The following is a 23440-nucleotide window of genomic DNA, read 5'->3' on the forward strand; positions in this document are numbered from 1 at the left end:
CAGAGATGGATAAAAACCTCTGCCAAGGAGCCTTTGATGAGCAATTATACGATCAACCCCGGTGATGCCGCACCCGCCGATATCGAGCTGGAGACTTGGCCAGAGGGAAAACTCAAGCTGGCCGACCTGAAAGGCAAATGGATCATCCTCTATTTCTATCCTAAGGACAGCACCTCAGGCTGCACGACCGAATCATGTGAATTCCGTGATGCACTACCCGATTTCTCCGCTGCCGATGCAGCTATTGTAGGTGTCAGCCGCGATTCAGTGAAATCGCATGAAAATTTCACCACAAAACAGGGCCTCAACTTCCCGTTGATCTCCGACCCAGATGAAGCTCTCTGCAAAGCCTTTGACGTCATCCAGACCAAGATGAACTACGGCAAGGAGTATCTTGGTGTGGAGCGCTCCACTTTCATCATCAACCCCGAAGGCTCCATCACGCATGCATGGCGCAAGGTGAAGGTGGCAGGCCACGTTGAAGATGTCCTTAACACCCTGAAGGAAGCGCAGGGCTAAGCCTCATGCTTAATGGCAAGCGAATACTGATCGGCATTGGCGGCGGCATTGCCGTCTACCGCGTGGCCGAGCTTGCCCGCCTGTTGATCAAGGCAGGGGCCGAGGTTCGCTGTGTAATGACGAAATCAGCCCGTGCGTTTGTCACCCCTCTCACCTTCGAAGCATTGACCGGCAACAAGGTGCACACCGAACTCTTCGATCTCACTTCTGAGAGGGAGATGGGCCATATCCAGTTGGCACGCTGGGCTGATGCAGTCGTTATCGCACCGGCCACAGCCAATATTCTGGCCCGTCTCTCGTATGGCATCGCAGATGATCTGCTCACCACCATGATGCAGGTCAATGAGGCACCTGTACTATTGGCGCCTGCTATGAACAGCTCGATGTGGGAATCCGATGCTACACGCCACAATGTGGAAACATTGAAGGCGCGTGGCTTTAGCTTTGTCGGCCCTGAACAGGGACAGCTTGCCTGCGGAGAACAGGGCATAGGGCGCCTCTCTGAACCGGAAGATATTGTCGCTGCCCTGCAACCTTTGCTTTGGGAAGAACAGGCACTGAAAGGCAAACAGTGGGTGATCAATGCAGGGCCAACTGTCGAGGCATGGGATGCCGTGCGCTTGCTGACCAACCGCGCCAGCGGCAAGCTCGGTGCATTGCTTGCCTCAACTGCCACGGCAATGGGGGCTGAGGTTACGCTTATTGCAGGCCCGGGAACCCCGTCAACCCATCCGCAGGTGAAGCGAATCAACGTTGAATCTGCAGATGAAATGCTCGCCGCATGTACAAAGTCAGCCAGCAATGCGGATACATTTATCGCTACAGCTGCCGTAAGTGACTTCCGATTTCATGAAATGTATACCGAAAAGATGAAACGTGGCAGCACAACAAGCATGCATGTCGAACTTATTGCCAACCCCGATATCGTCGCCCACATCGCAAACATGGAAAGGCGTCCATCTCATGTCATCGCTTTTGCCGCCGAATCGTCAAACCATATAGAATATGCAAAGGTCAAACTGTCGCAGAAAAACGTCGACGCGATTGTCGCCAATGATGTGAATAATATGGGATCGCACAGTGCCAGTGGCTGGTGGATCACCCCAAGCTGCGAAACCACTATCGACACCGATACAAAACAGGCCTTTGCAGAAGAGATCATTCAACACATTATGGAGCTAAACCCATGAGTAACCCAATCGTCCATATTCAGAAACTGCCGCACGGTGAAGGGATTGACCTACCATTCTATGCCACCACCCATGCCGCCGGAGCCGACCTGCGCGCCGCCGTCGATGAGGATGTGATGATTGCCCCTGGCGAGCACGCACTGATTAAAACCGGTTTTGCCATGGCACTTCCCGATAATTACGAGGCGCAGGTTCGTCCCCGCTCTGGTCTTGCCCTGAAACACGGCATTACCGTACTCAACACGCCAGGCACGGTGGACGCCGACTACCGCGGCGAGGTGGGAGTAATCCTGATCAATCACGGTAAAGAATCATTTGTTGTCAGCCGTGGCGACCGGGTTGCCCAGATGATCATCGCCCCGTTCGTGCAGGCCAATTTCCATGAGGTTTCCGAGCTCTCGGAAACCGAACGCGGTTCTGGCGGCTTCGGAAGTTCAGGCAGAAAGTAAATAAACTGCTGCATCCGGTTGCCTGTTGAACTCCGCCTCATCCTCTACTGGTTGCCTGAGATTTGCTTTGCATCCTATTGATATCAGTGCTCTAATTCACAGACGGTCTGCGTGAACGTCTGTTTTATGGCAGCAGGGAGATAATCATGAAGCTTTGGGCTGGGCTGTTGGCGATATGTTTAACCGGTGTTTTTACAGCATCGGCTGAAGATATTGCACCAACAGAAGAGGAAATCACTCCGGATGCGATGCAGCATCAAATCACTGCTCCCGAGATCGATTTCGAAAATATGCGTGATCCTTTTTCCTCCTACCTGGTTCGGATGGCTTTGCGTGGCAAGGCCACGCTTCTGGATACCCAGATGCGCCTCTCCAACCGCAAACGCGAAAAACTTGAAGATTACGATCTCTCCACGCTGCATCTCGTTGCCATCTTCAAAATGGGGGGCGAACACGTCGCTATGGTAGAAGATACCACTGCCAAGGGTTTCATCGTCCGCCGCGGTAACTACCTCGGCCAAAACAATGGCAAAATCGAAAAAATCACCGATGACACTGTCTTTCTTGTTGAGCAGGTACTCAATCCTGCAGGCGAAATTATCGACCGTCAGGTCACCCTGACCATGAAAGAAGTTAACGAATAAAACAAAGCACGCTCTATCCAGAATGAGTATTTACAGACCCTCACATGGCTAGGAGAATGACTGCGGCTGAGATCCGGCGTTTTTTTGAGTACCTGCGTGATGAAAACCCCGCACCTGTCACCGAGCTTAACTACACCAATGAGTTTGAGCTCCTTGCCGCTGTCATGCTCTCCGCCCAGTCCACTGATGTAGGCGTCAATAAAGCCACCGCAAAGCTCTATCCGGTTGCCAACACCCCTCAGATGATTCTCGATCTCGGAGAGGCAGGCCTTAAATCTTATATCGCCACCCTCGGCCTCTATAACAGCAAGGCCAAACACCTGATGGCTACATGTGCAATGCTGGTTGAGCGACACAACGGGCAGATTCCACGCACCCGCAAAGAGTTGGAGTCACTACCGGGGGTTGGTCGAAAAACTGCCAACGTAGTACTCAATGTGCTTTTCGACGAACCAACGATGGCGGTGGACACCCATATCTTCCGGGTTGGAAATCGCACGGGCATCGCTCCGGGAAAAACGCCGCTTGATGTCGAAAAAGGTTTACTGAAAAGAATCCCGAAAGAGTTTATGCAGCATGCCCACCACTGGCTAATCCTGCATGGCCGTTACACCTGTACAGCCCGCAAACCGAAATGCCACGCCTGCCCTGTCTCAGCGGAATGCCACTGGCCCGAGAAACCAACAGCGATTTAAGCAACATCTCTACTTTTAATGAAGTTCAAGTGAATGCCCGCTTGTGTCCGCATCTTGCCGATCACCACAGGTCACAACCGGACATTCGAAATTACAACTTATTGAGCGTTTTGGTAGCTGATCTTCTTATATCGATGATACGCCGGTCATAGAAGAAGTGATCGTTGGACATAAAGTATCTGACTCTCAATTTTCATTTATTGGCTGCCAAGTAATGTTTCTGGCGCAACAGAAATTTCTTTATTAGAAATCATTGTGTTCTAAGCCGAAGGCTTATGAATTCTGCCGATAAACCTTAAGTACATTCGGTAACTGCATAATTTTGTCAGTGACTTTTTGCAGTTGTTCAAGGTCCTTTATCTCCATCATGATCTGCATGTCTGCCATTTGCGTATCTCTGTTCGATAACGTCTGAACACTGAGCACGTTTACTTTCAGGTCGGAAAGGATGCTGGTCATATCTTTTAGCAGACCTGTACGATCAATGGCCTGGATAGCAAGGTTGATCTCAAATGTCTGATCATCATGCTCTGCCCACGCAACAGCAATGAGTCGCTTCTGCTTATCATGTTCCAGGTTGAGTATGTTGATGCAATCAGGGCGATGAACCGAAACCCCATGGCCTTGGGTGATAAAGCCAATGATCTCATCACCGGGAACGGGTCTGCAGCAGTTGGCCATATAGGATAAGAGGTTACCAACGCCACAAACATTGATAGCTGGATCTGAACCACCTCTCTTTTTCGGCTTGGGTTTATAGGGCAGTGCTTTTAGTGATTCAGTGGCATAAATCTGGTTTAGACCCTGCGTTAACTGAGCTGATGTGATATCACCACGTCCGACTTTAGCGTACCACTCTTTTTCACTGTTCACTTTAAAGTGAGTGAGGGCCTTATTCGTATCAGGATTTGAAATGTGTATGCGTTTGAGTTCGCGATCGACAGCGGTTTTACCATCTATCACATTTTGCTCATAATTCTGTTGCCGAAACCACGCTTTTATTTTTGCGCGTGCCCTGTTGCTGGTGATGTAACCCAGATTCGGATTGAGCCAGTCTCTGCTTGGTGCGGCTTGATTGGTGGTTAAAATTTCGACCTGCATACCATTTTGCAGTTGCGTGGTGAGCGGCACGATATGACCGTTCACTTTTGCACCGCGGCATTTGTGCCCTACTTCTGTGTGAATACCGTAGGCAAAATCAAGCGGGGTTGCGCCTTGCGGCAGATCAATGATTTTGCCATCAGGGCTTAATACAAACACGCGGTCAGAGAACAGCTCTGTTTTAAAACTGTCTAAAAATTCCTCATCATCACTTTCCGGTGTTTCCAATAATTTCCGGATGGAATGAATCGTTTTTTCCAGCACAGCATCCTGTTTGGTTCGCTCTTTATAACGCCAGTGTGCTGCCACACCAAACTCTGCAAACTCGTGCATGGCTTTGGTTCTGATCTGAATTTCAACAGGTTTTCCCTCAGGCCCATAAACGGCTGTATGCAGGCTTTGATAGCCATTGGGTTTGGTGTTGGCGATATAATCATCAAATTCTTTAGGAATATGGTGCCAGCGCCCATGTATCAGCCCTAGTGCGGTATAACACTCTGCAATGGTGGTGACCGTGACCCTGATGGCCTGAACATCAAACAGTTCTGAGAACTGTTTGTCTTTATGCGTCATCTTTGACCAGATACTATAGATATGCTTTGGCCTGCCATTAACTCTGGCATCGATCTCGGAACTTTTGAGCAAGGTATCAATTTCAGTGACAACCTGTTTGATATAGGTCTCACGTCCGCCTCTTTTTTCCTCAAGCATCTTTGCAATACGCTTATAGGTTTCAGGCTGCAAATAGCGAAAGGATAGGTCTTCGAGTTCCCATTTCAGTTGTCCGATACCTAAGCGGTTGGCAATGGGTGAAAAGATTTCAAGTGATTCCGATGCAATGCGCTTTTGTGTCTCTTCATCTGCCTTGGATAGCTCCCTGAGCCGCTGTACCCTGTAGGCAAGCTTGATGAGCACCACTCGCACGTCATCAACCATGGCTAACAACATTCTTCTCAACCGCTCAGACTGCTCATGACCATCTGATTGACTTGCTTTGAACAAATGCAGCTTTTCCAGGCTCTGAACCATGTGAAGCACTTCGACAGAGAACTCATGTTGAATGACCTTGTGAAAGGCGGTTGAGCGAAGACGAATGTCACTGAGCAGACATACAATAATCGTCGTCTCATCAGCACTTAACTGACTGAGCAATATGGCGACATCCAGGCTACTTGGCATATCTGAATCAACATCTTGTGCATCCCAAACATGCTGACATGCCTTTTCAAGCAGGGCAGAGCCCTGGTTTAGATGCGCTGAATTCGCAATGAGCATGTCGATATACTCTGAGACAGAGTATTGCGATGTAATGCTTTGCTGTTGCTTTGTATTCTTCATGTCAATGAATTGATTGGCTCTACCTATCGGTAATTAGATTCGCGTCACTCTACTTGCACACCCTATAGGAACATATTTTGAAAAGAAGTGAAGCTCAAATGATTCATCACCCTGCAATTTCTCAAGCTCCTTCGGGGTCATGCCTTCGGAAACGGGGACAGGCCTTGTAATCATACTTTAATTCTAGAAAGTGTCGAATTCCAAGACTTGGCCCCTTGGACTACCCCTGATTCTGTAGACACTATTTTACTTAAACTTAGTTATCTATGGTTTCGGCCTGAGTGTCCGGGTTTGCCCAGACTAATGGGATGCGCTCAATGAATGCTTGCGGCGGCAGTCTCATTAAATGGCACATTTTATGCTGCTACATGAGCATGAAAAAACGCTACTATATACGGCATCCATCCAGCATCCCCATTGATGCCCAGCCTATCGACAAAAGCAGTGGCATTGACCATACATCCTTGGTCAATATCAGCGGGGGTGGTCTTGCCTTCCAGAGTCATACACTGCTACCTATCGGTAAAAAGGTCCGCATTCAGATTCCAAGCATGGATTGCTCCTTTCGTGCCACCGGACAAGTAGCCTGGATCAAAAAAGAAGCACAGGGATGTACGGTAGGCATTGTATTTACTGATAAGAGTGAAGCATTCCATGTCCGGATGATTGAACAGATCTGCCATATCGAGTCATACAGGAAACAAAACATGAAAAAGGGAAGAAACATCTCCATTGAGAAGGCTACAAGCGAATGGATTGAACACTTCGCAGCTGATTTCCCGCAGTTGTATTAGCCGCTGGAAAAGCAAGTTGATCGTGGCATGAGTATCTCCAGAGTGCTCAAGAATTACGCACTCTAACCAAGGCAACCATGTAGGTAATTGTATCGAGTGTCCGCTTCCGGCTGTCGGGTTAAACGGTCATTCGTTAAATCTGTTTTTCAGGTGAATCTGCCATCACCTGCGACTCGGGCTTAGCACCCTCTTTCACGATTCGGATATCTTCACCCAACAGCATGTCGATAAAGGTTTGGCGAGTCAGGTCTGATGAGTCGTGGAACTGATTGAAAGGTGTATGGCCCTGTTGATCAGCCAGATTCAACTCGATACCCCAGATCGGTTGCACTGAGGTTGGCAACATCGAATAGCGGGTGTCACCAAGTATTGGTCTCTCTCCAGGAAAGAGCGAGATGTAACCATGGGAAAAGAATTCGAAACGTTTGATATCTTCAGCCAGCACCGAATCTTCGATGATTTCCGGCAGGTCACTGAGCTCAAAACGTTTTACCGACTCCCCTGCATACTGCTTCTCTTCGCCGGGTAGTCCGGCTCGTATGGCATCCATATAAAAATAGCCGTCTGCCTCATAGATAGAACGCCACAGAATCAGATTACCCATCGTCGGTTTTATCTCGATGCGCTCCACCGTGTGGCCGCGTGATTCGGCCAGCGCCATGGCCATGGCCTCCACACGTTCATGCTGGGAGAAACCGACCAGCAGATAAGAGATGGCAAAGCAGAGACCGAAAGCGGCATAACGCGGCGTGCGTTTCACAGCGGCAAAGGCAATTGCGGCAACCAGAGCCATAGAGAAGAGTGGATCAAGAATAGAGATGATGTTCCAGGAGATGCGTTGATCACTGAGCGGCCACAAGAGAGAGGTGCCATATGAGGTGCAGGCATCAATCACACCTGAGGTAGCATATCCGACAATAGTGAAGAGCAGCAAGCGCCTGAATGACAGATGTTTTTTCACCACAGGCCACATCAGAGCCGCCGCCAGCAGGCCACCAAAGGGGATAAAAAATATTGAGTGGGTAAAGTGACGATGGAAGTCGAGTTGGAGCAGTGGATCAACTTCGGACTGGGTGAAAAGTGCGTCAATATCGGCAAGCAGTCCGGCCAGAAAACCGACCACCATAGCGATCCGCGTTTCATTATTTTTTGAAAAACTCTGCGCCAGCACAGCGCCGGCCAACCCCTGCGTCACAATATCCATGGCGCGGATCGTGCCTCCTTTGCCCGCCTCGCTCAAGCTTCAAGCCCTGTACTGTTCTATCCGCATCTGAATGGCTACCATGCGGCCATGCAGATTTTTCACTCATGGGAAGAGGCTCAGGCTTCTGAAATTCGCGGTGGTGCCATTACCGTTGGCAACTTCGATGGCGTACACATGGGCCATGAACAGGTACTGGCGGAAACACGCGGCCACGCGCTTAATGCAAGTGGACCGACCATCGTCGTTACCTTCGAGCCGCACCCGCGCGCCGTACTCTACCCTGAAGAAGCACCCCGCCGTTTGTGCCACCTGCAGGAGAAGCTGCAATACCTCGAATCTGAGGGGGTAGATGCAGTCCTGCTGCTGGAGTTTACCAAGGAGCTGGCAAGCTGGCCTGCCGAGAAATTCTCACGCACTCTGTTTGAAACATTCACATTCAACCATATCCATGTCGGCTACGATTTCGCTTTCGGCCGTGACCGTCAGGGCCATGTCGATGATCTGCGCAGGCTAGGCGATGAAGCAGGATTCACCGTTTCCGTAGCGGCAGCATTCGAGATGCTCGGTGGTGTTGTCTCCTCCTCGCGCATTCGCTCGGCGGTTGAAGCCGCCGACTTTGATCTTGCCAACAAACTGCTGGGCCGGGATTACTCGATTGCCGGCAAGGTACTGCATGGCGACAAACGTGGGCGTGAGATGAATTTCCCGACCGCCAATGTCGATGTCGCTGACCTGGCGCACCCTCCTGTCGGCATCTATGCCGTTCGTGCCAATACCTGTGACAAAGAGTGGAACGGAGCCGCTTATCTGGGTTATCGCCCCACCTTCAATGGCCGCACCCTGCTTCTGGAAACACATCTTCTGGATGACTCCCCCGACCTCTATGAGCAGTGCCTGAACGTAAAATTCATCAAGCGAATTCGCGAGGATCGCAAGTTCACCGGCCATACCGATCTGGCCGCCCAGATTGCCAGAGACTGCGATGACGCAAGGGCTATCCTCACCTGATCAACTCCAACCTAGTTCACTGACCTGCTGCGCAAACGTCACATAAAGTTCCACCTGCTCCCCCTGCAGCAGATAGCTTCACTGTGCATAACAGAGTTGCCATGACTTTTTACAGGCATTCAATTCAGATCAATGAGACAAAAGCTTTTGTTTTGCCTATCATGCGCACCCTTTGAAGCAATGTAATGGAGCTAGATGTGGCCAACGATAACCAGACGCAAGAATCATTCGATTACCGACCGACCGTTTTTCTGCCGAAAACCGATTTCCCCATGCGTGGCAACCTGCCACAGAACGAGCCGAAACGGCTGGCTTACTGGGAAGCTGAAGACATTTACGCCAAGCTTCGCGAAACCCGCAAGGATTCACCAAAATTCTACCTGCATGATGGCCCTCCTTACGCCAACGGCAGCATTCATATTGGCCACGCACTGAACAAGGTGCTTAAAGATATCGTTGTCCGCTCACGCACCATGATGGGATTTGATGCCCCTTACGTGCCGGGCTGGGACTGCCATGGCCTGCCGATTGAGCTGAAGGTAGAAGAGAAATTTAAAAAGAAGAAGCGTAAGAAAGAGGATATCACTGATTCTGAATTCCGTGCCGAGTGCCGCGAATACGCCAAAGGACAGATCGATATACAGCGCGAAGAGTTCAAACGCCTTGGTGTCATCGGTGACTGGGAAAATCCCTACATCACCATGGATTACAATTTTGAAGCCAATACCGTGCGCGAGATCGGCCGTTTCCTCTCCAATGGAGGCCTCTACAAGGGTGCCAAGCCGGTCCACTGGTGTGTTTCCTGTGCAACTGCGCTGGCAGAAGCTGAAGTGGAGTACGAAGACCACACCTCACACTCAATCTATGTGAAATTCCCGGCCATGGATGATCTCACCGACATTGCACCGGAACTGACCGGTGATGTCTCGATCGTTATCTGGACCACCACACCGTGGACGATACCTGCCAACCTTGCCGTATCTGTGGGACCGTCCATTGAATATTCAGCGGTAAGAATCACCGACTGCGGTAAGAACAGTAACCTTAAGGTTGGTGAAATCCTGATTCTCGCTGAGGATCTGCGTGAAGGTGTCATGCAGCAGATTGGCGCTGCTGGCGAAAGCATCACCCGCTTCAACGGCGAATCTCTCGACAAGCGCAAGTTCTCCCACCCTTATCTGGAGCAGGAAGCCCCGATCCTTGTCGGTGATCATGTCACGCTTGAGGCCGGTACAGGAAGCGTTCATACCGCGCCTGGCCATGGCCAGGAAGATTACGAAATTGGGCTGAAATACGGTCTCAAACCCTTCAACCCTGTGGGCGATACCGGCATCTTTGATGAAGCCACGCCGGTAGTTGCCGGCCGCCACGTTTATCAGGCCAACTCCATTGTCATCGAGCACCTGCTTGCTTGTGGCGCCCTGCTGGAAACCAGCGAAGTTCGCCACTCCTACCCGCACTGCTGGCGCTGCCACAAACCTCTGATTTTCCGCGCCACGCCGCAGTGGTTTATCTCCATGGATGCCAATGATCTGCGCAACAAGGCACTTAAAGAGATCAGCAAAACGAAATGGATGCCTGATTGGGGTGAAAACCGCATCCGCGCCATGGTCGAACAGCGACCTGACTGGTGCGTGTCGCGCCAGCGCAACTGGGGCGTACCGATCACAGCCATTCGTTGCAGTGGTTGCGAATCCCATAAGGTTACCACAGCAGATGTACTTGAAGGCATTGCCCTGCAGGTAGAGCAAAGCGGTGCCGATGTCTGGTTTGCTAAGGATGTTTCGGCATTCCTCCCCGAGGCTGCATCATGCCCGGATTGTGGTGGCACGGAGTTTGAGAAAGAGGTCGATATTCTCGACGTCTGGTTCGATTCAGGCAGCACCCATGCCTGCGTGTTAGAGCAACGCGATGAGCTCGAAAGCCCTGCAGATCTCTATCTGGAGGGAAGCGATCAGCATCGCGGCTGGTTCCAGTCTTCACTGCTTGAGAGCGTCGGCACCCGTGGTGTCGCTCCGTTCAAGGGCGTACTGACCCACGGTTTTGTTGTTGATAAAAATGGCAACAAGATGTCCAAGTCGAAAGGGAATGTGGTCGCACCGCAGAAGATCATCCAGCAGATGGGGGCAGATATCCTGCGCATGTGGATTGCATCCAGTGATTACTCGGCCGATATCCGCATCTCCGATGAGATCTTAAAACAGCTGGCAGAATCTTACCGTCGAATCCGCAATACCGTGCGTTTCCTGCTTGGTAATATCGATGGTTTTGATCCGGCAACCGACAGCGTTCCTGTGAATGAGCGCCTGCCACTGGATCAGTGGGCATCCCACCGCCTCTCCGTGCTTTCCCGCACTGTTGATGATGCCTATGAGAACTATCAGTTCCACCGAATCCATCAGGAGATACACAACTTCTGCTCGGTCGATCTTGGTGGCTTCTACCTTGATGTCATCAAGGATCGCCTCTACTGCGATGATGTCGGTTCAGCTCGTCGCGCATCGGCCCGTGCCACACTCTACGATCTGGCCGATACGCTCATTCGCCTGATTGCTCCGATACTGCCATTCACGGCCGAAGAGACATGGGAGTTCCTGCCCGGTTCTGCATCTGACTCGATTCATATGCACCGCTTCCATCCGGTTGCCGATATCAAAATAGATGAAGCTGCATGGGATACTTTCTTCGCGATTCGTGAGCAGTTGAATTCTGCGCTGGACCTAGCCAAGAAGGATAAGGTTGTAGGCTCATCAATTGCTGCAACGGTGACCGTTCCGAACCTGGATCATTCGTTTGCCGAATCAATCGGTGAAACTTACGAACAGCTGTTCATCGTCGCAAAGGTAGAAGATGGCCAAAACCTGTCGGTGCGGGCTGCTGAAGGGGTGAAATGCCCTCGCTGCTGGAACTTTGGTGAGCCGGCAGAACCAGAGCATGAGACTCACAGTGAGCTCTGCCCACGCTGTTTTGAGGCCGTCGTTTAAATTCAAGCCTCTCTCTCTTTCAGCAAAGCAAAAAAAAGGCCCCGCTATGCGGGGCCTTTTTATTTATAGGTAGAGAAGCTCAGACCTTACAGATCTTCCGGCTCTCTGTTCAATGTCTTCTTACCTGAGAACATCGCAGAAACCAGTCCGCCGCCTTCTTTAATCTCGGTACGTGCCACCACGAAAACATGCAGCACAATCAGAAACATCAGGAAATAGGATGTGTAGATATGCACAGAACCGAACGGCCCTTTGAATGCACTCAGCTCTTTGGCTTTAACAGCATCTGTACCTGTTTTGTCATACGGCTTGATCGTTGCAGGATCAACTCCTTCTGCTGCGATCTGTGCGGCAAACGTTGAGCCGAATGGCGGATAGTAGATATCGGTACCTGCGCGAACCAGGCCAGTAACAGCCATTACAGAAAGCGTAATCATGATCACCGACACCGCAAGTCGACCTAGCGGATTATGCCCCACATACTGCTTCGGCTCACCGGATTTGATGCTAACCAGATATGACTTTAACTCAGCAACATACCCCTTAGCTGGAAAAATATTCGTCCAGCGCGAGTAACGGCCACCAACAAAGCCCCAGACAATTCGCACCACCAGATTCAACACAAAAACATAACCGATCAGCACGTGAATCGTTTTAAGCGTGATCTTCGCTTCAAGACTGGTGATACCCATATCCTTTTTGAACAGCATCATCAGGCCCATAAAAATCAACAGGATTACGGTGGTGAAATTCACCCAGTGGAAGATACGCGTAGGTGCATCCCATGCCTTGTATGCCTTCAAAATGTTCTCTTTCAAGTCAAACTCCTTATCCCATCTTTCATGGGCATATCCTCTCAGAACTTATTACTTCACGAAATAGCCCTCCTCCCATACGGGAGAAGGGCTATCGACTCTAACTAAAAACATGACAAAAAGATGAACGCATCGCATTCACTGAGCTTATTTTGCAGCTTCAGCCTGTGCCGCCTCTGCTACTGCAGCGGCTTTAGCTGCGGCTTCTGCCTCAGCCTTCTCATCCACGATGGCGAGAAGTTCAACCTCGAAAACAAGTACGCTGTTGGGACCGATCTGGGCACCTGCAGCACGGTCACCATAGGCCAGCTCTGGTGGCAGAACAAACCTGTATTTGGAACCGACATTCATCAACTGAACACCCTCCTGCCAGCCAGGAATCACGCCAGCCAGAGGAAAACTGATCGGCTCGCCACGGGTGATGGAGGAGTCAAACTCAGTCCCATCGATCAAGGTCCCCTTGTAGTGGACAGTTACCTTATCATTCAGGGTCGGCTTGGCACCCTCGCCCTGAAGGATCGCCTGATAATGCAAACCGCTCTCTGTTACGGTCACACCCTCTTTCTTGGCATGCTCGGCTAGGTAGGCATCACCTTCTGCTTTATTCTTTTCACCAGCCGCCTTCAGCGCGGCAGCTTTAACCTCAGCCTGCTTCACAAAATATGCCTGTTTTACTTTATTGGCATCTTCCTGGGTCAACTTGGTGTCGACTCCATCAAGGCGGTCATTGATCGCTGCCGTCATCACAGCACGATCAAGCTCGGTTCCCAGCGTTTTCAGCGACATGCCGATATCCATACCGATGGCATAGCTCAGCTTTGCATTTTCGCTATCGAGACTTACTGCCGGCGCCTTTTTCTCTTCTGCCTGCTGGCCACATGCAGCCAGCATTGCCACACAGGCAAGCACAACTATTTTCTTCATCCTATTACTCCTTAAATTCATTCAGCGTAAGAAACTCTGTTTGGGAGAGTGGCCATCGTTGATCATTAACCGCTCCAAAATGGTGATTATTGCGCGACTTCAGCAGGCGCTACCGTTGCAGGAGCTGCAGCGGCCTTCTCAGCAGCGGCCTTCTCAGCGGCAGCCTTATCAGCGGCAGCCTTATCAGCGGCAGCCTTTTCAGCAGCGGCAGCCTTCTCAGCAGCAACCTTGTCAGCGGCGGCCTTCTCAGCAGCAGCTTTCTCAGCAGCAGCTTTCTCAGCAGCAGCCTTCTCAGCAGCAGCCTTCTCAGCAGCAACCTTGTCAGCGGCGGCCTTCTCAGCAGCAGCTTTCTCAGCAGCAGCTTTCTCAGCAGCAGCCTTCTCAGCAGCAGCCTTCTCAGCAGCAGCCTTCTCAGCGGCAGCTTTCTCAGCAGCAGCCTTTTCAGCAGCGGCAGCCTTTTCAGCAGCGGCAGCCTTCTCAGCAGCAGCCTTCTCAGCAGCAGCCTTCTCAGCAGCAGCCTTCTCAGCGGCGGCCTTCTCAGCGGCAGCTTTCTCAGCAGCAGCCTTTTCAGCAGCGGCTTTCTCAGCGGCAGCCTTCTCAGCGGCAGCCTTCTCAGCGGCAGCCTTCTCAGCGGCAGCCTTCTCAGCGGCAGCCTTCTCAGCGGCAGCCTTCTCAGCGGCAGCCTTCTCAGCGGCAGCCTTCTCAGCAGCAGCCTTCTCAGCGGCAGCCTTCTCAGCGGCAGCCTTCTCAGCAGCAGCTCGCTTCATCGCCTGATCAATCAGGTATTCCTGCTTGATAGTTTCCGCCTCTTCCTGAGTCAGCTTGCTCTTTTTACCCGCCAGACGATCAGCAATTGCTGCCGCCACGGCTTTGCTGTCAATTTCAACATCCAGCTGTTCCAGTGAGCTACTGATATCAATGCCAATTGCATAACTGAATCGCGACTTATCACTATCCAGTGACAGAACCTCAGGTGCAGGGGTCACAGGTGCCGCCTTCTTCTGCTCCACAGGCTGACTGCAGCCAGCCAGTATCACTACGCAGGCCATGATAAAGATTTTTTTCATGGTTTCGTTCCCCTCTCGAAAAAACTGAGTATCAATATTCAAGTTCATACTTTAGCTCATAAGCGAGAATGTGCAATTCCAAAGCACCTCAGGCCTTTCACTACGTCACACCCCAGAGGGCAACAACTATTCCCACTCGATAGTTGCTGGCGGCTTTCCTGATACATCGTAAACAACACGGTTAATACCGCGAACTTCGTTGATAATACGATTGGATACCTTAGCCAGAAGGGAGTGTGGCAGCTCCGCCCAGAGCGCGGTCATAAAGTCCTGAGTCTCTACAGCACGCAGTGCCACCACCCATTCATAGGTGCGGCCATCGCCCATGACACCGACGGATTTAACCGGCAGGAATACAACAAACGCCTGGCTGGTTTTCTCGTACCAGCCGGAAGCACGTAGCTCCTCGATAAAAATCGCATCGGCTCGACGCAGCAGATCAGCATACTCTTTTTTCACTTCACCGAGTATTCGTACACCGAGCCCAGGGCCCGGGAATGGATGCCGATAAACCATCTCACGCGGCAATCCGAGCGCCACACCAAGCTCACGCACTTCATCCTTGAACAGGTCACGCAGTGGCTCAAGCAGCTTCAGATGCAGTGTGTCAGGCAGACCACCCACATTGTGATGGCTTTTAATGGTATGCGCTTTCTTGGTTTTGGAGCCGGCCGACTCAATCACATCGGGATAGATGGTTCCCTGTGCCAGCCACTTGGCAGCCGGCATGCTTTCAGCTTCTTTCTGGAATACATGCACAAACTCACGACCGATAATTTTGCGTTTGGCCTCCGGATCAGAGACACCTGCCAACTCACTCAGAAACTTTTCAGAGGCATCAACATGGTCGACTTTCACGCCAAGGTTGTTGGCGAACATCTCCATCACCTGCTCAGCCTCATTCAGGCGTAGCAGTCCGTTATCGACAAAAATACAGGTCAGCTGTGCACCGATAGCGCGCTGCAGAAGTGCTGCGGCAACCGAGGAGTCAACACCACCGGAAAGACCGAGAATGACCTCTTCATCACCCACCTGCTCACGGATATGAGCCACTGCCTCATCAATATAGTGTGGCATGGTCCATTCACGGCCGCAGCCACAGATATCATGCACGAACCTGGAAAGCATGGCTTTACCCTGATGGGTATGGGTAACCTCAGGGTGAAATTGCAGGGCATAGAAACGGCGAGACTCATCGGCCATGCCAGCAATCGGCGTAGAGTCATTCCTGCAGATGACCTCGAATCCATCAGGAAGGGCGGAAACCTTATCGCCATGGCTCATCCAGACGTCGAGTCCACCATTTTCCTTACCCTCATCAATACCGCGAAGAAGCGCCGAATCACCTGAGGGGTATATTTCTGCATAACCGAATTCGCGGACGTGACCGATTTCTACCGCACCACCAAGCTGCATTGCCATCGTCTGCATACCGTAGCAGATACCCAGTACCGGAACGCCCAATTTGAACACAACTTCCGGTGCCTTGGGGGTTTCATCTTCATATACGGAGTTAGGGCCACCTGAGAGAATAATACCGGAAGGCTTAAAGTCGCGGATCTCCTGTTCGCTCATATCCCATGGGTGCAACTCGGAATATACCTGCGCTTCACGCACGCGGCGCGCAATGAGCTGCGTGTACTGTGAACCAAAATCCAGAATCAGAATCTTTTCCATTATTTCCTCAACTCTCCGCGGTTTGCATTCTAAAAAGCTATCAATACCCACCCACGGATGGGTGGCTTTTAGTGAATCACATGAAAACCGCGTTTTTCATGTGACGTTTAATTAGAAAAAGGGCTCAAGCCCGATGCCGTATCAATCAATTAAGATTCAAAACGGTAATTAGGTGCCTCTTCAGTGATTGTTACATCGTGTACATGCGATTCCCGCAGGCCTGCCCCGGTAATGCGAACAAACTTGGCGCGACTGTGCATATCAGAGAGCGTCGCCGCACCGGTATATCCCATTGCAGCACGCAGGCCGCCTACCAGCTGATGCACGATATCGCCCAACGAACCTTTGTAGGCCACGCGCCCTTCAATACCCTCGGGAACCAGCTTCATCGCCTCATCTACATCGCCCTGAAAATAACGGTCTTTACTGCCCTGCTTCATTGCACCGATCGAACCCATGCCGCGATAGGCCTTGTAGGCCCTGCCCTGATAAAGAATCTTATCGCCCGGCGCCTCTTCAGTACCGGCAAACATTGAACCGAACATGCAGGTTGAAGCACCTGCCGCCATAGCCTTGGCAAAATCGCCGGAGAACTTGATGCCGCCATCAGCAATAATCGGCACACCAAGCTCCCTGCCTGCAGCTGCACACTGCATCACAGCAGAAAGCTGTGGCACACCTACGCCTGCAACAATGCGGGTTGTGCAGATTGAACCCGGACCAATGCCAACCTTCACCGCATCAGCACCAGCCTCAGCAAGGTCGCGAACCGCTTCAGCTGTAGCAATGTTACCGCCTACCACCTGAATCTTATCGCCGTACAAGCGTTTAATTTCGCGCACCTGATCGATCACACCTTTGGAGTGGCCATGCGCGGTATCTACAATAATCGCATCAACACCGGCAGCATAAAGCGCCTCGAAACGCTCCATCTCCTTATCACCCACGCCGATTGCCGCTGCCGCCAGCAGACGACCGAGGTCATCACGAACTGCATTAGGAAATGCTTTTGATTTTTCAAGGTCCCGTACAGTTATCATGCCGCGCAACACACCGCCGTCATCAACGACAGGCAACTTTTCAATACGATGCTGACGGAAAAGCTGTTTGCACGCTTCCAGATCCTCACCCTGATGAACGGAAACCAGCCGATCCTTCGGCGTCATCATATCGGCAACCTTAGCCAGCGGATCGCGCTCGAAACGGATATCACGGTTGGTGACAATACCACAAAGCTTGCCGTCATTATCGAGAACAGGGAATCCAGAGAAACCGTTCTCCTGTGCCAGTCTGTGAACTTCCGCCAGTGTGGTTTCTACTGTGACGGTCAAAGGCTCCTGCACCACGCCCGCCTCATAACGCTTCACACGCCTAACCTCTGCAGCCTGTTCCGCATTTGTCAGGTTTTTATGAATTACGCCGATACCGCCCTCTTGAGCCAGCGCAATGGCTGCTCCAGATTCGGTTACGGTATCCATGGCGGCAGAAACCACCGGTATGTTCAAGCGGATGTTTTTTGTAAACTGTGCGGAGGTATCAGCCGACCTTGGCATCACACTACTTGCCTGTGGTACCAGCAGCACATCGTCAAAGGTCAGCCCTTCACCTAGCAATTGCTCGTTCATGCAGTCATTACCTCCAAATCCATATAAAAAGAGGCGGCATAATAGCGGAACAGCCACCTTCCCGAAAGAAGAGATCAAAACCTCAACGTCAGGATCAAGCCATCACCCTCGGTGAATGGCGTGCAGGGCGCAATAAACAGCGCAGATATAACCCGATTCAGGGCCGGAACAACAGGCATGATACACTTATTAATGCACTACCTTCGCCTCAATCGCCCCAACCCTGCAGCTCCTTACTATAAATATAACCCACCATTCCGCTCTCTACAGGCATCATTCAATGACCTGCCTGCCAGCAAGGGCGCCCTCCAAATTATTTTCAAAACCCTCAACTGAGGGTGATCTAATCAGGAGCACTGACAGAAAATTATAACCTTACCATGCATATGGCTACCTGCTGCTTTTTGGACGCAACAAATTGAATAGCAAGAACCCCAACACTATTCGGGAATATCAATCATCCATTCAGCCGGGAGATTACAGGGCGCATCATAAAATATGCATACAGGCATTTGACATCAACCACCCCCAACTTATAATGCGCCGCCCTTGCACGGTAGACCCCATTGCAAATGGGAGCCATTACATTCGCAAACATGGAGAAATATATGCGTACTTGGACTGTTCGCCCCGGCGATATTGAACGCAACTGGTACATTGTAGATGCCACTGATCTTGTACTTGGCCGTCTGTCAACTCAGATTGCAACCCTTCTGCGCGGCAAACATCGCCCGGAGTACACCCCTCATGCTGACTGTGGCGACCATGTCATCGTGATCAATGCCGATAAAATTGCTGTCACTGGCAACAAAGAGAGCGCTAAGGTTTATTACCGCCACAGCCGTTATGCTGGTGGCCTGAAAAGCATCACGCTTGAGAAGCAGCGCGAGAAATTTCCGGAACGCATCATCGAGTTGGCCGTTAAAGGCATGATGCCAAAAGGTCCTCTGGGCCGTTCCATGCTGAAGAAGCTTAAGGTTTACGCTGGCAGCGATCACCCGCATGCCGCACAGCAGCCTAAAGCAATGAAACTGAACTAAGAGGAAAGTGAAAATGGCAGAGACAACTTATCGCGGCACAGGCCGCCGCAAACGTAGCGTAGCACGTGTAATCATCCAGTCCGGCAAGGGCACCATTCTGGTTAACGGCCGCGAGCTGGAAAACTACTTCCCGGTTGAGATCGTTCGTCAGCAGGCTGTACTGCCACTGACTGCAAATGATCTGATCGGTCGTATTGATGTGCGCGTTAACGTTAACGGTGGCGGCACCTCCGGCCAGGCCGGCGCAATTCGCCACGGTATAGCTCGCGCTCTGCTCGAGTACGATTCAGGTCTTCGTCCAGCACTGAAAGCTGCTGGCTTCCTGACCCGTGACTCACGCAAGGTTGAACGTAAGAAGGCTGGTCTCAAGAAAGCCCGTCGCGCTCCACAGTTCTCCAAGCGTTAAGTTTCGCAAGAAGCTGTTTCAAAAGGGAAGGCCTTGTGCCTTCCTTTTTTTTTGTCCGCAGAACAGATGGGTTGGCAAGACCCAGCCAGACGATAGGTTAAGCCCCGACCTATGTGCGATTACCGACCCCAAACAGAAACCGAATCCATCGCAACCTCCATGGAGCCCTCAACTTGACCACATCAGTTTATGAACCTGAACGCTTTAGAAGCACAGAATATCTTGCCGTTCTCGATGAAACCGAGTCAACCTCACAACTCTCTATTCCGGCATCCTGTCTGAAGAAGATCAGAAAAGAGGGGGAGGCCGGTTACCCGCATGAGATTTGCGGCCTGCTTATCGGCAACCTTGCAGAGCAAGGCTGGACCATCAGTGAAGTGAGGCAGGTTGATAACCTTAACAGTGAGCGGGCAGCCGATCGCTTCGAACTCGATCCCGCAGCCTACCAGCGTATCGATCGGGAACTGCGCGGCTCAGGCAGGGAAATCATCGGCGTTTACCACTCGCATCCGAATGCACCTGCAAAACCGTCACCAACCGACCTCGGCAGCGCCTGGGAAGGGTTCGCTTATCCCATTGTCAGTATCTGCGATGGCAAAGCCTCCGACCTGCGCTGCTGGTCAATCAATGATGCCGGAAGCCGATTTCAGCAGATACGAATCCTGGAAACTGCATGATAAACACCTTAAGGCACATCCCTGTTATTCTGCTCTGTGCTTTTGCCCTGCTTGCATGCGGCATCCAGAAACCGGCCAACCAGAATCAGGTCAGCAAAGGTGACTCGGATAGCCAGCAGCAACAGATGGAACAGATGGAGCCGAAATTTCTCTATCTTGCAGCCCAGAACGCCCTGAAGGATGGCAATCGTGAACTGGCCAGCCAGCTCCTCTCTGCACTGGTCACCAAAGACCCGGACTCAATTGTGCCGCACATCCAACTGGCCGAACTGCTGCTTCAGCTTGGCCACACAGAGGAAGCAGAGAAACAGATTGCGCTGCTGCTGAAAAAAAACCTACAGAAAGACGATCATGAGAAACTGCTACTCTCCCAGGCTCGCCTGAGTGTCTCCAAAAACGAGCAAGCCAGAGCACTCGAACTACTGGATGAGCTATTCAAGGAGAACCCGATCAACCTCCGCGGTCGCGAATTGCAGGCGCTCATCCTCTCCGACCAGAATCGTCTTGCCGAAGCACTGACCGCCATCAATGAATCCATTCAAGTGGAGGAGATTGCGGAACTTCGCCTGCTGCAAGCCCAACTTCTCCTGAAACAGCATGAAAACAGGGCAGCTGAGGTGGCCCTGCAGCGCATACGCAAACTGGTTCCTGATAATGATACGGCTGTACTCATGCAGAGCAGCATCGCTCTGCAGGAAAATGACCGTGGCAAGGCTGAAGAGTTGCTGCGCGACTTCCTCAATGAGTACCCTAATGCAATGCGGGTTGGTCATGCGCTAGGCAAGATAATGGTTCAGGACAACCGCATTGCAGAGGCGATCATCATTTACCGCGATATTGCAAGCCGCTCCGGCGATAGTCCGGAGATCCTGAAAACACTTGGCATGCTTTACTTCCGCTATAACGATTTTGAAGGGGCAGAGCAGACATTCAGAAAGCTGTTAAACACCCAGCCGGATGATCACAACCGCTTCTTTCTCGCGGCCAGCCTTGAGGCACTGAAACGTCCAGATGAGGCGAAGGAGATCTACGAGTCCATCAACCCGGAAGGCACGATGGGGAATGATGCACAGGTTCGTCTTGCTGGCATTGACTTCAGAGAAGGCAACCTGAGGGAAGCCCTGAGCCTGTTGAATCACCTCTTAAAAACAGACCCGCAGCACACAGAAGCACAGCTGATCCGTTCAGCCATTCGCCTTGCCAATGGACAGTACAAGTTACTGCTTAAGGAGACGGAGGCGATGCTTTCCATGGATAAAGTGCACCCCCAACTGCTCTTTAACCGGGCTGTCGCCTTTGACCACCTGAAAAGTTACGATCAGCTCGAAGCAGTGTTGACGCGGCTTCTCAAAAGTAACCCTGAGCACTCTGAAGCCATGAACTTCCTGGGATACTCCTATGCAACCCAGGGGATTCACTTGGACAAGGCGGAACTGTTAATCAATCAGGCCCTGAGCCTTAAACCGGATGACGGCTATTACCTCGATTCCCTGGCCTGGGTTTACTATCAGCGAAACGAATATGACAAAGCGCTGGAAACCCAGAAAAAAGCGATCGCAAAGATCGGCGATGATCCGGTCATGTATGAGCACCTCGGTGACATGCTCTGGAAAACAGGCGATTTTCCCGCAGCACGCAATGCCTGGAAAAAGTCCATTGAACTGAAGGCCGACACACCTGAAAAGCTCAGGGCAAAAATCGCCAACGGATTGGAAAACGACAGATGACTCCGAGGGTGGCAGGCGGAACACGCTTTCTGCAACTAGCGACACTGCTCATCACAGTTGTAATCGCATCGGGGTGCGTTAAACAACCCTTATTGATCCCTGCTGAACCTGCAACCATCGGCCCTTACAGTAACTTCTCCGCTCGCCTGATCGCAATCGAACCCAAACGCCGATGGCAGGTGATACTGCAGTGGCATGCCGACACCCCTGAGAGGGGGGATCTTCGACTTACGCATGCAGCCTCGGGCACAATCGTGGAGTTCCGCTGGTTTGGTAAGCGGATGCAGAGCCGCGACAACCACTCCCGGCTGTGGAAAGAGGTCGATGCCGCACAACTGGCTACTCAGGGTATGGTCATCCCACCGCAACAACTAGCCTCCATTCTACTGGGGGAAATGCCTAACCATTTCATTGAAAAGAAACCGAACCTTTGGGAAAGCAGCGCCTCAGGTAGCCTGATACGACTGCAGTGGAAAGCCTCCTCGAAGCAGCTGACGATGACCGACACCAAACATGGCCGGCAGGTCAAACTGTTGATTCAACCATGAAAGTCTTACTGCCGGCACCTGCCAAGATTAACCTGCACCTGTTAGTCACCGCCATCCGCGATGATGGCATGCACGAGCTGGACACCAGCTTCGCCTATACAGATATCTGTGATGAGCTGGAGATCGAAACCTGCGACAGCCTTAAGGTAAGCTGCTCGAACCCTCACCTCTCCGGTGAAAAAAACCTGGTCTTTAAACTGCTCGATGCATTCAGGGAGCAGTATGGCATTACACGCGGGCTTTCGCTGCACATCATCAAACGTATCCCGGAGCAAGCAGGACTCGGCGGCGGCTCCTCCGATGCTGCAACAGCACTGCTGGCGGCCAACCATATCTGGGGGGCGAATCGCCCACTGCAGGAGCTGATTACTTTTGCCACTCCATTCGGAGCCGATATCCCCTGCTTCCTTTACGGCAGGGCCAGCTGGGCACACGGCGGCATCGGAGAAAAGTTATACGATTACCCGAATCCATTGCCACAAAGGGCTCTACTGCTGGTCTGGCCTGGCATGGGGCTCGCAACCAGCGAGGTGTTCCGTCACTTCGATCACGATATCCACACCGGGCATCGCACATTGACCCAGTCGGGGGCGGTGGATACCATCCGCGCCGATTCAGTCAGCCTCGGGAGAAATGATCTCGAAGGCAGCGCATGCAAGCTGAGTCCGGAGGTTTCACAGCTGCTGTACAGGCTGCGCAACTATTCGGAAACAGTATGGATGAGCGGAAGCGGCTCAACATGCATCGCCCTGTTTGATGATGATGAACAGGCTAGAGCAGCATCTGAGCGGTTGAAGATGCAGAACCCGACATTCTGGACATTTGTTGGCAGCATGCAGAGCAGACATCCGCTTGAACAAAAATATTGGGACGTAGCCAAGCGGTAAGGCAGCGGGTTTTGATCCCGTCATGCGCAGGTTCGAATCCTGCCGTCCCAGCCAGTTTTTTTAGCAGAACCTCGATAGAAGTGATCGGCGACCGCTTACACTATCGAACAGAGGAGTGTTC

21 protein-coding genes and 1 tRNA gene are annotated in these 23440 nt (G+C 51.7%); 15 read left to right on the plus strand and 7 right to left on the minus strand.

Translation table 11 applies throughout. The annotated features are described in order from the left end of the window. Positions 1–36 precede the first annotated feature (36 nt). The 5 genes from Ga0123461_RS09420 to nth all read left to right on the plus strand — a co-directional run bounded on the left by Ga0123461_RS09420 (position 37) and on the right by nth (position 3497). Positions 37–519, plus strand: a complete 483-nt coding sequence (locus Ga0123461_RS09420) for a peroxiredoxin (protein WP_100278102.1) — start codon at positions 37–39, stop codon at positions 517–519. Between the two features lie 5 nt (positions 520–524). Next, on the plus strand, positions 525–1709 hold the full coding sequence (coaBC, locus tag Ga0123461_RS09425; protein ID WP_100278103.1) for a bifunctional phosphopantothenoylcysteine decarboxylase/phosphopantothenate--cysteine ligase CoaBC: 1185 nt from the start codon (positions 525–527) through the stop codon (positions 1707–1709). Beyond that, positions 1706–2158, plus strand: coding sequence for a dUTP diphosphatase (gene dut, locus Ga0123461_RS09430; RefSeq protein ID WP_100278104.1), 453 nt, complete (start codon positions 1706–1708; stop codon positions 2156–2158). Before coaBC ends, dut begins: the two co-directional genes overlap by 4 nt. A gap of 146 nt (positions 2159–2304) precedes the next feature. Beyond that, positions 2305–2802 (plus strand): pilus assembly protein PilP, encoded by a 498-nt coding sequence (locus Ga0123461_RS09435; protein WP_100278105.1) that lies wholly within the window; start codon positions 2305–2307, stop codon positions 2800–2802. Positions 2803–2858: 56 nt separating this feature from the next. Further along, on the plus strand, positions 2859–3497 hold the full coding sequence (gene nth, locus Ga0123461_RS09440; RefSeq protein ID WP_100278106.1) for an endonuclease III: 639 nt from the start codon (positions 2859–2861) through the stop codon (positions 3495–3497). Between the two features lie 273 nt (positions 3498–3770). Here the strand turns inward: nth and Ga0123461_RS09445 are convergent, their stop codons facing one another. Next, entirely contained in the window at positions 3771–5936 is a 2166-nt protein-coding gene (locus tag Ga0123461_RS09445; protein ID WP_335645311.1) for a RelA/SpoT family protein, read from the minus strand. 374 nt (positions 5937–6310) lie between these two features. Between Ga0123461_RS09445 and Ga0123461_RS09450 the strand changes: the two genes are divergently transcribed. After that, positions 6311–6730, plus strand: coding sequence for a PilZ domain-containing protein (locus Ga0123461_RS09450; protein WP_232710119.1), 420 nt, complete (start codon positions 6311–6313; stop codon positions 6728–6730). A gap of 133 nt (positions 6731–6863) precedes the next feature. Here the strand turns inward: Ga0123461_RS09450 and Ga0123461_RS09455 are convergent, their stop codons facing one another. Next, the gene (locus tag Ga0123461_RS09455; RefSeq protein WP_100278109.1) at positions 6864–7934 is read right to left on the minus strand and encodes a metal-dependent hydrolase; all 1071 of its coding nucleotides are present in this window, start codon (positions 7932–7934) and stop codon (positions 6864–6866) included. A gap of 87 nt (positions 7935–8021) precedes the next feature. Between Ga0123461_RS09455 and Ga0123461_RS09460 the strand changes: the two genes are divergently transcribed. Then, positions 8022–8942: a bifunctional riboflavin kinase/FAD synthetase gene (locus Ga0123461_RS09460; RefSeq protein WP_100278110.1), complete on the plus strand. Its 921-nt coding sequence runs from the start codon at positions 8022–8024 to the stop codon at positions 8940–8942. 185 nt (positions 8943–9127) lie between these two features. Beyond that, on the plus strand, positions 9128–11926 hold the full coding sequence (gene ileS / locus Ga0123461_RS09465; protein WP_100278111.1) for an isoleucine--tRNA ligase: 2799 nt from the start codon (positions 9128–9130) through the stop codon (positions 11924–11926). 86 nt (positions 11927–12012) lie between these two features. On the opposite strand, the gene Ga0123461_RS09470 is transcribed toward ileS, so the two are convergent. From Ga0123461_RS09470 to guaB, 5 genes are all read right to left on the minus strand, one after another. Beyond that, the gene (locus Ga0123461_RS09470; RefSeq protein WP_100278112.1) at positions 12013–12744 is read right to left on the minus strand and encodes a cytochrome b/b6 domain-containing protein; all 732 of its coding nucleotides are present in this window, start codon (positions 12742–12744) and stop codon (positions 12013–12015) included. 144 nt (positions 12745–12888) lie between these two features. After that, positions 12889–13665: an FKBP-type peptidyl-prolyl cis-trans isomerase gene (locus tag Ga0123461_RS09475; protein WP_100278113.1), complete on the minus strand. Its 777-nt coding sequence runs from the start codon at positions 13663–13665 to the stop codon at positions 12889–12891. An 86-nt stretch (positions 13666–13751) separates the two neighbouring features. Further along, positions 13752–14732, minus strand: coding sequence for an FKBP-type peptidyl-prolyl cis-trans isomerase N-terminal domain-containing protein (locus Ga0123461_RS12600; protein WP_232710121.1), 981 nt, complete (start codon positions 14730–14732; stop codon positions 13752–13754). 126 nt (positions 14733–14858) lie between these two features. Further along, positions 14859–16409 carry a glutamine-hydrolyzing GMP synthase gene (gene guaA, locus Ga0123461_RS09485; RefSeq protein WP_100278114.1) on the minus strand — a complete coding sequence of 517 codons (1551 nt, stop codon included), beginning with the start codon at positions 16407–16409 and terminating at the stop codon, positions 14859–14861. 149 nt (positions 16410–16558) lie between these two features. Next, complete coding sequence (gene guaB, locus Ga0123461_RS09490; protein ID WP_100278115.1) at positions 16559–18034, minus strand: IMP dehydrogenase; 1476 nt, start codon at positions 18032–18034, stop codon at positions 16559–16561. A gap of 608 nt (positions 18035–18642) precedes the next feature. Between guaB and rplM the strand changes: the two genes are divergently transcribed. The 7 genes from rplM to Ga0123461_RS09525 all read left to right on the plus strand — a co-directional run bounded on the left by rplM (position 18643) and on the right by Ga0123461_RS09525 (position 23373). Continuing rightward, on the plus strand, positions 18643–19074 hold the full coding sequence (gene rplM, locus Ga0123461_RS09495) for a 50S ribosomal protein L13 (RefSeq protein WP_100278116.1): 432 nt from the start codon (positions 18643–18645) through the stop codon (positions 19072–19074). 13 nt (positions 19075–19087) lie between these two features. Further along, on the plus strand, positions 19088–19480 hold the full coding sequence (rpsI, locus tag Ga0123461_RS09500; protein ID WP_100278117.1) for a 30S ribosomal protein S9: 393 nt from the start codon (positions 19088–19090) through the stop codon (positions 19478–19480). Positions 19481–19653: 173 nt separating this feature from the next. Next, positions 19654–20157 carry a M67 family metallopeptidase gene (locus tag Ga0123461_RS09505; protein WP_100278118.1) on the plus strand — a complete coding sequence of 168 codons (504 nt, stop codon included), beginning with the start codon at positions 19654–19656 and terminating at the stop codon, positions 20155–20157. After that, positions 20154–21884, plus strand: coding sequence for a tetratricopeptide repeat protein (locus Ga0123461_RS09510; protein ID WP_100278119.1), 1731 nt, complete (start codon positions 20154–20156; stop codon positions 21882–21884). The genes Ga0123461_RS09505 and Ga0123461_RS09510 overlap by 4 nt, the downstream gene beginning before the upstream one ends. Further along, a complete protein-coding gene (locus Ga0123461_RS09515) occupies positions 21881–22432 on the plus strand; it encodes a hypothetical protein (protein ID WP_100278120.1) in 552 nt (183 codons plus the stop codon). Before Ga0123461_RS09510 ends, Ga0123461_RS09515 begins: the two co-directional genes overlap by 4 nt. Then, positions 22429–23319 (plus strand): 4-(cytidine 5'-diphospho)-2-C-methyl-D-erythritol kinase, encoded by an 891-nt coding sequence (locus tag Ga0123461_RS09520; protein ID WP_100278121.1) that lies wholly within the window; start codon positions 22429–22431, stop codon positions 23317–23319. The genes Ga0123461_RS09515 and Ga0123461_RS09520 overlap by 4 nt, the downstream gene beginning before the upstream one ends. Beyond that, positions 23299–23373, plus strand: a tRNA-Gln gene (locus tag Ga0123461_RS09525). Before Ga0123461_RS09520 ends, Ga0123461_RS09525 begins: the two co-directional genes overlap by 21 nt. Positions 23374–23440 lie beyond the last annotated feature (67 nt).

Origin of the sequence: Mariprofundus aestuarium (assembly GCF_002795805.1) — a bacterium.
Taxonomy (GTDB): Bacteria; Pseudomonadota; Zetaproteobacteria; order Mariprofundales; family Mariprofundaceae; genus Mariprofundus; species Mariprofundus aestuarium.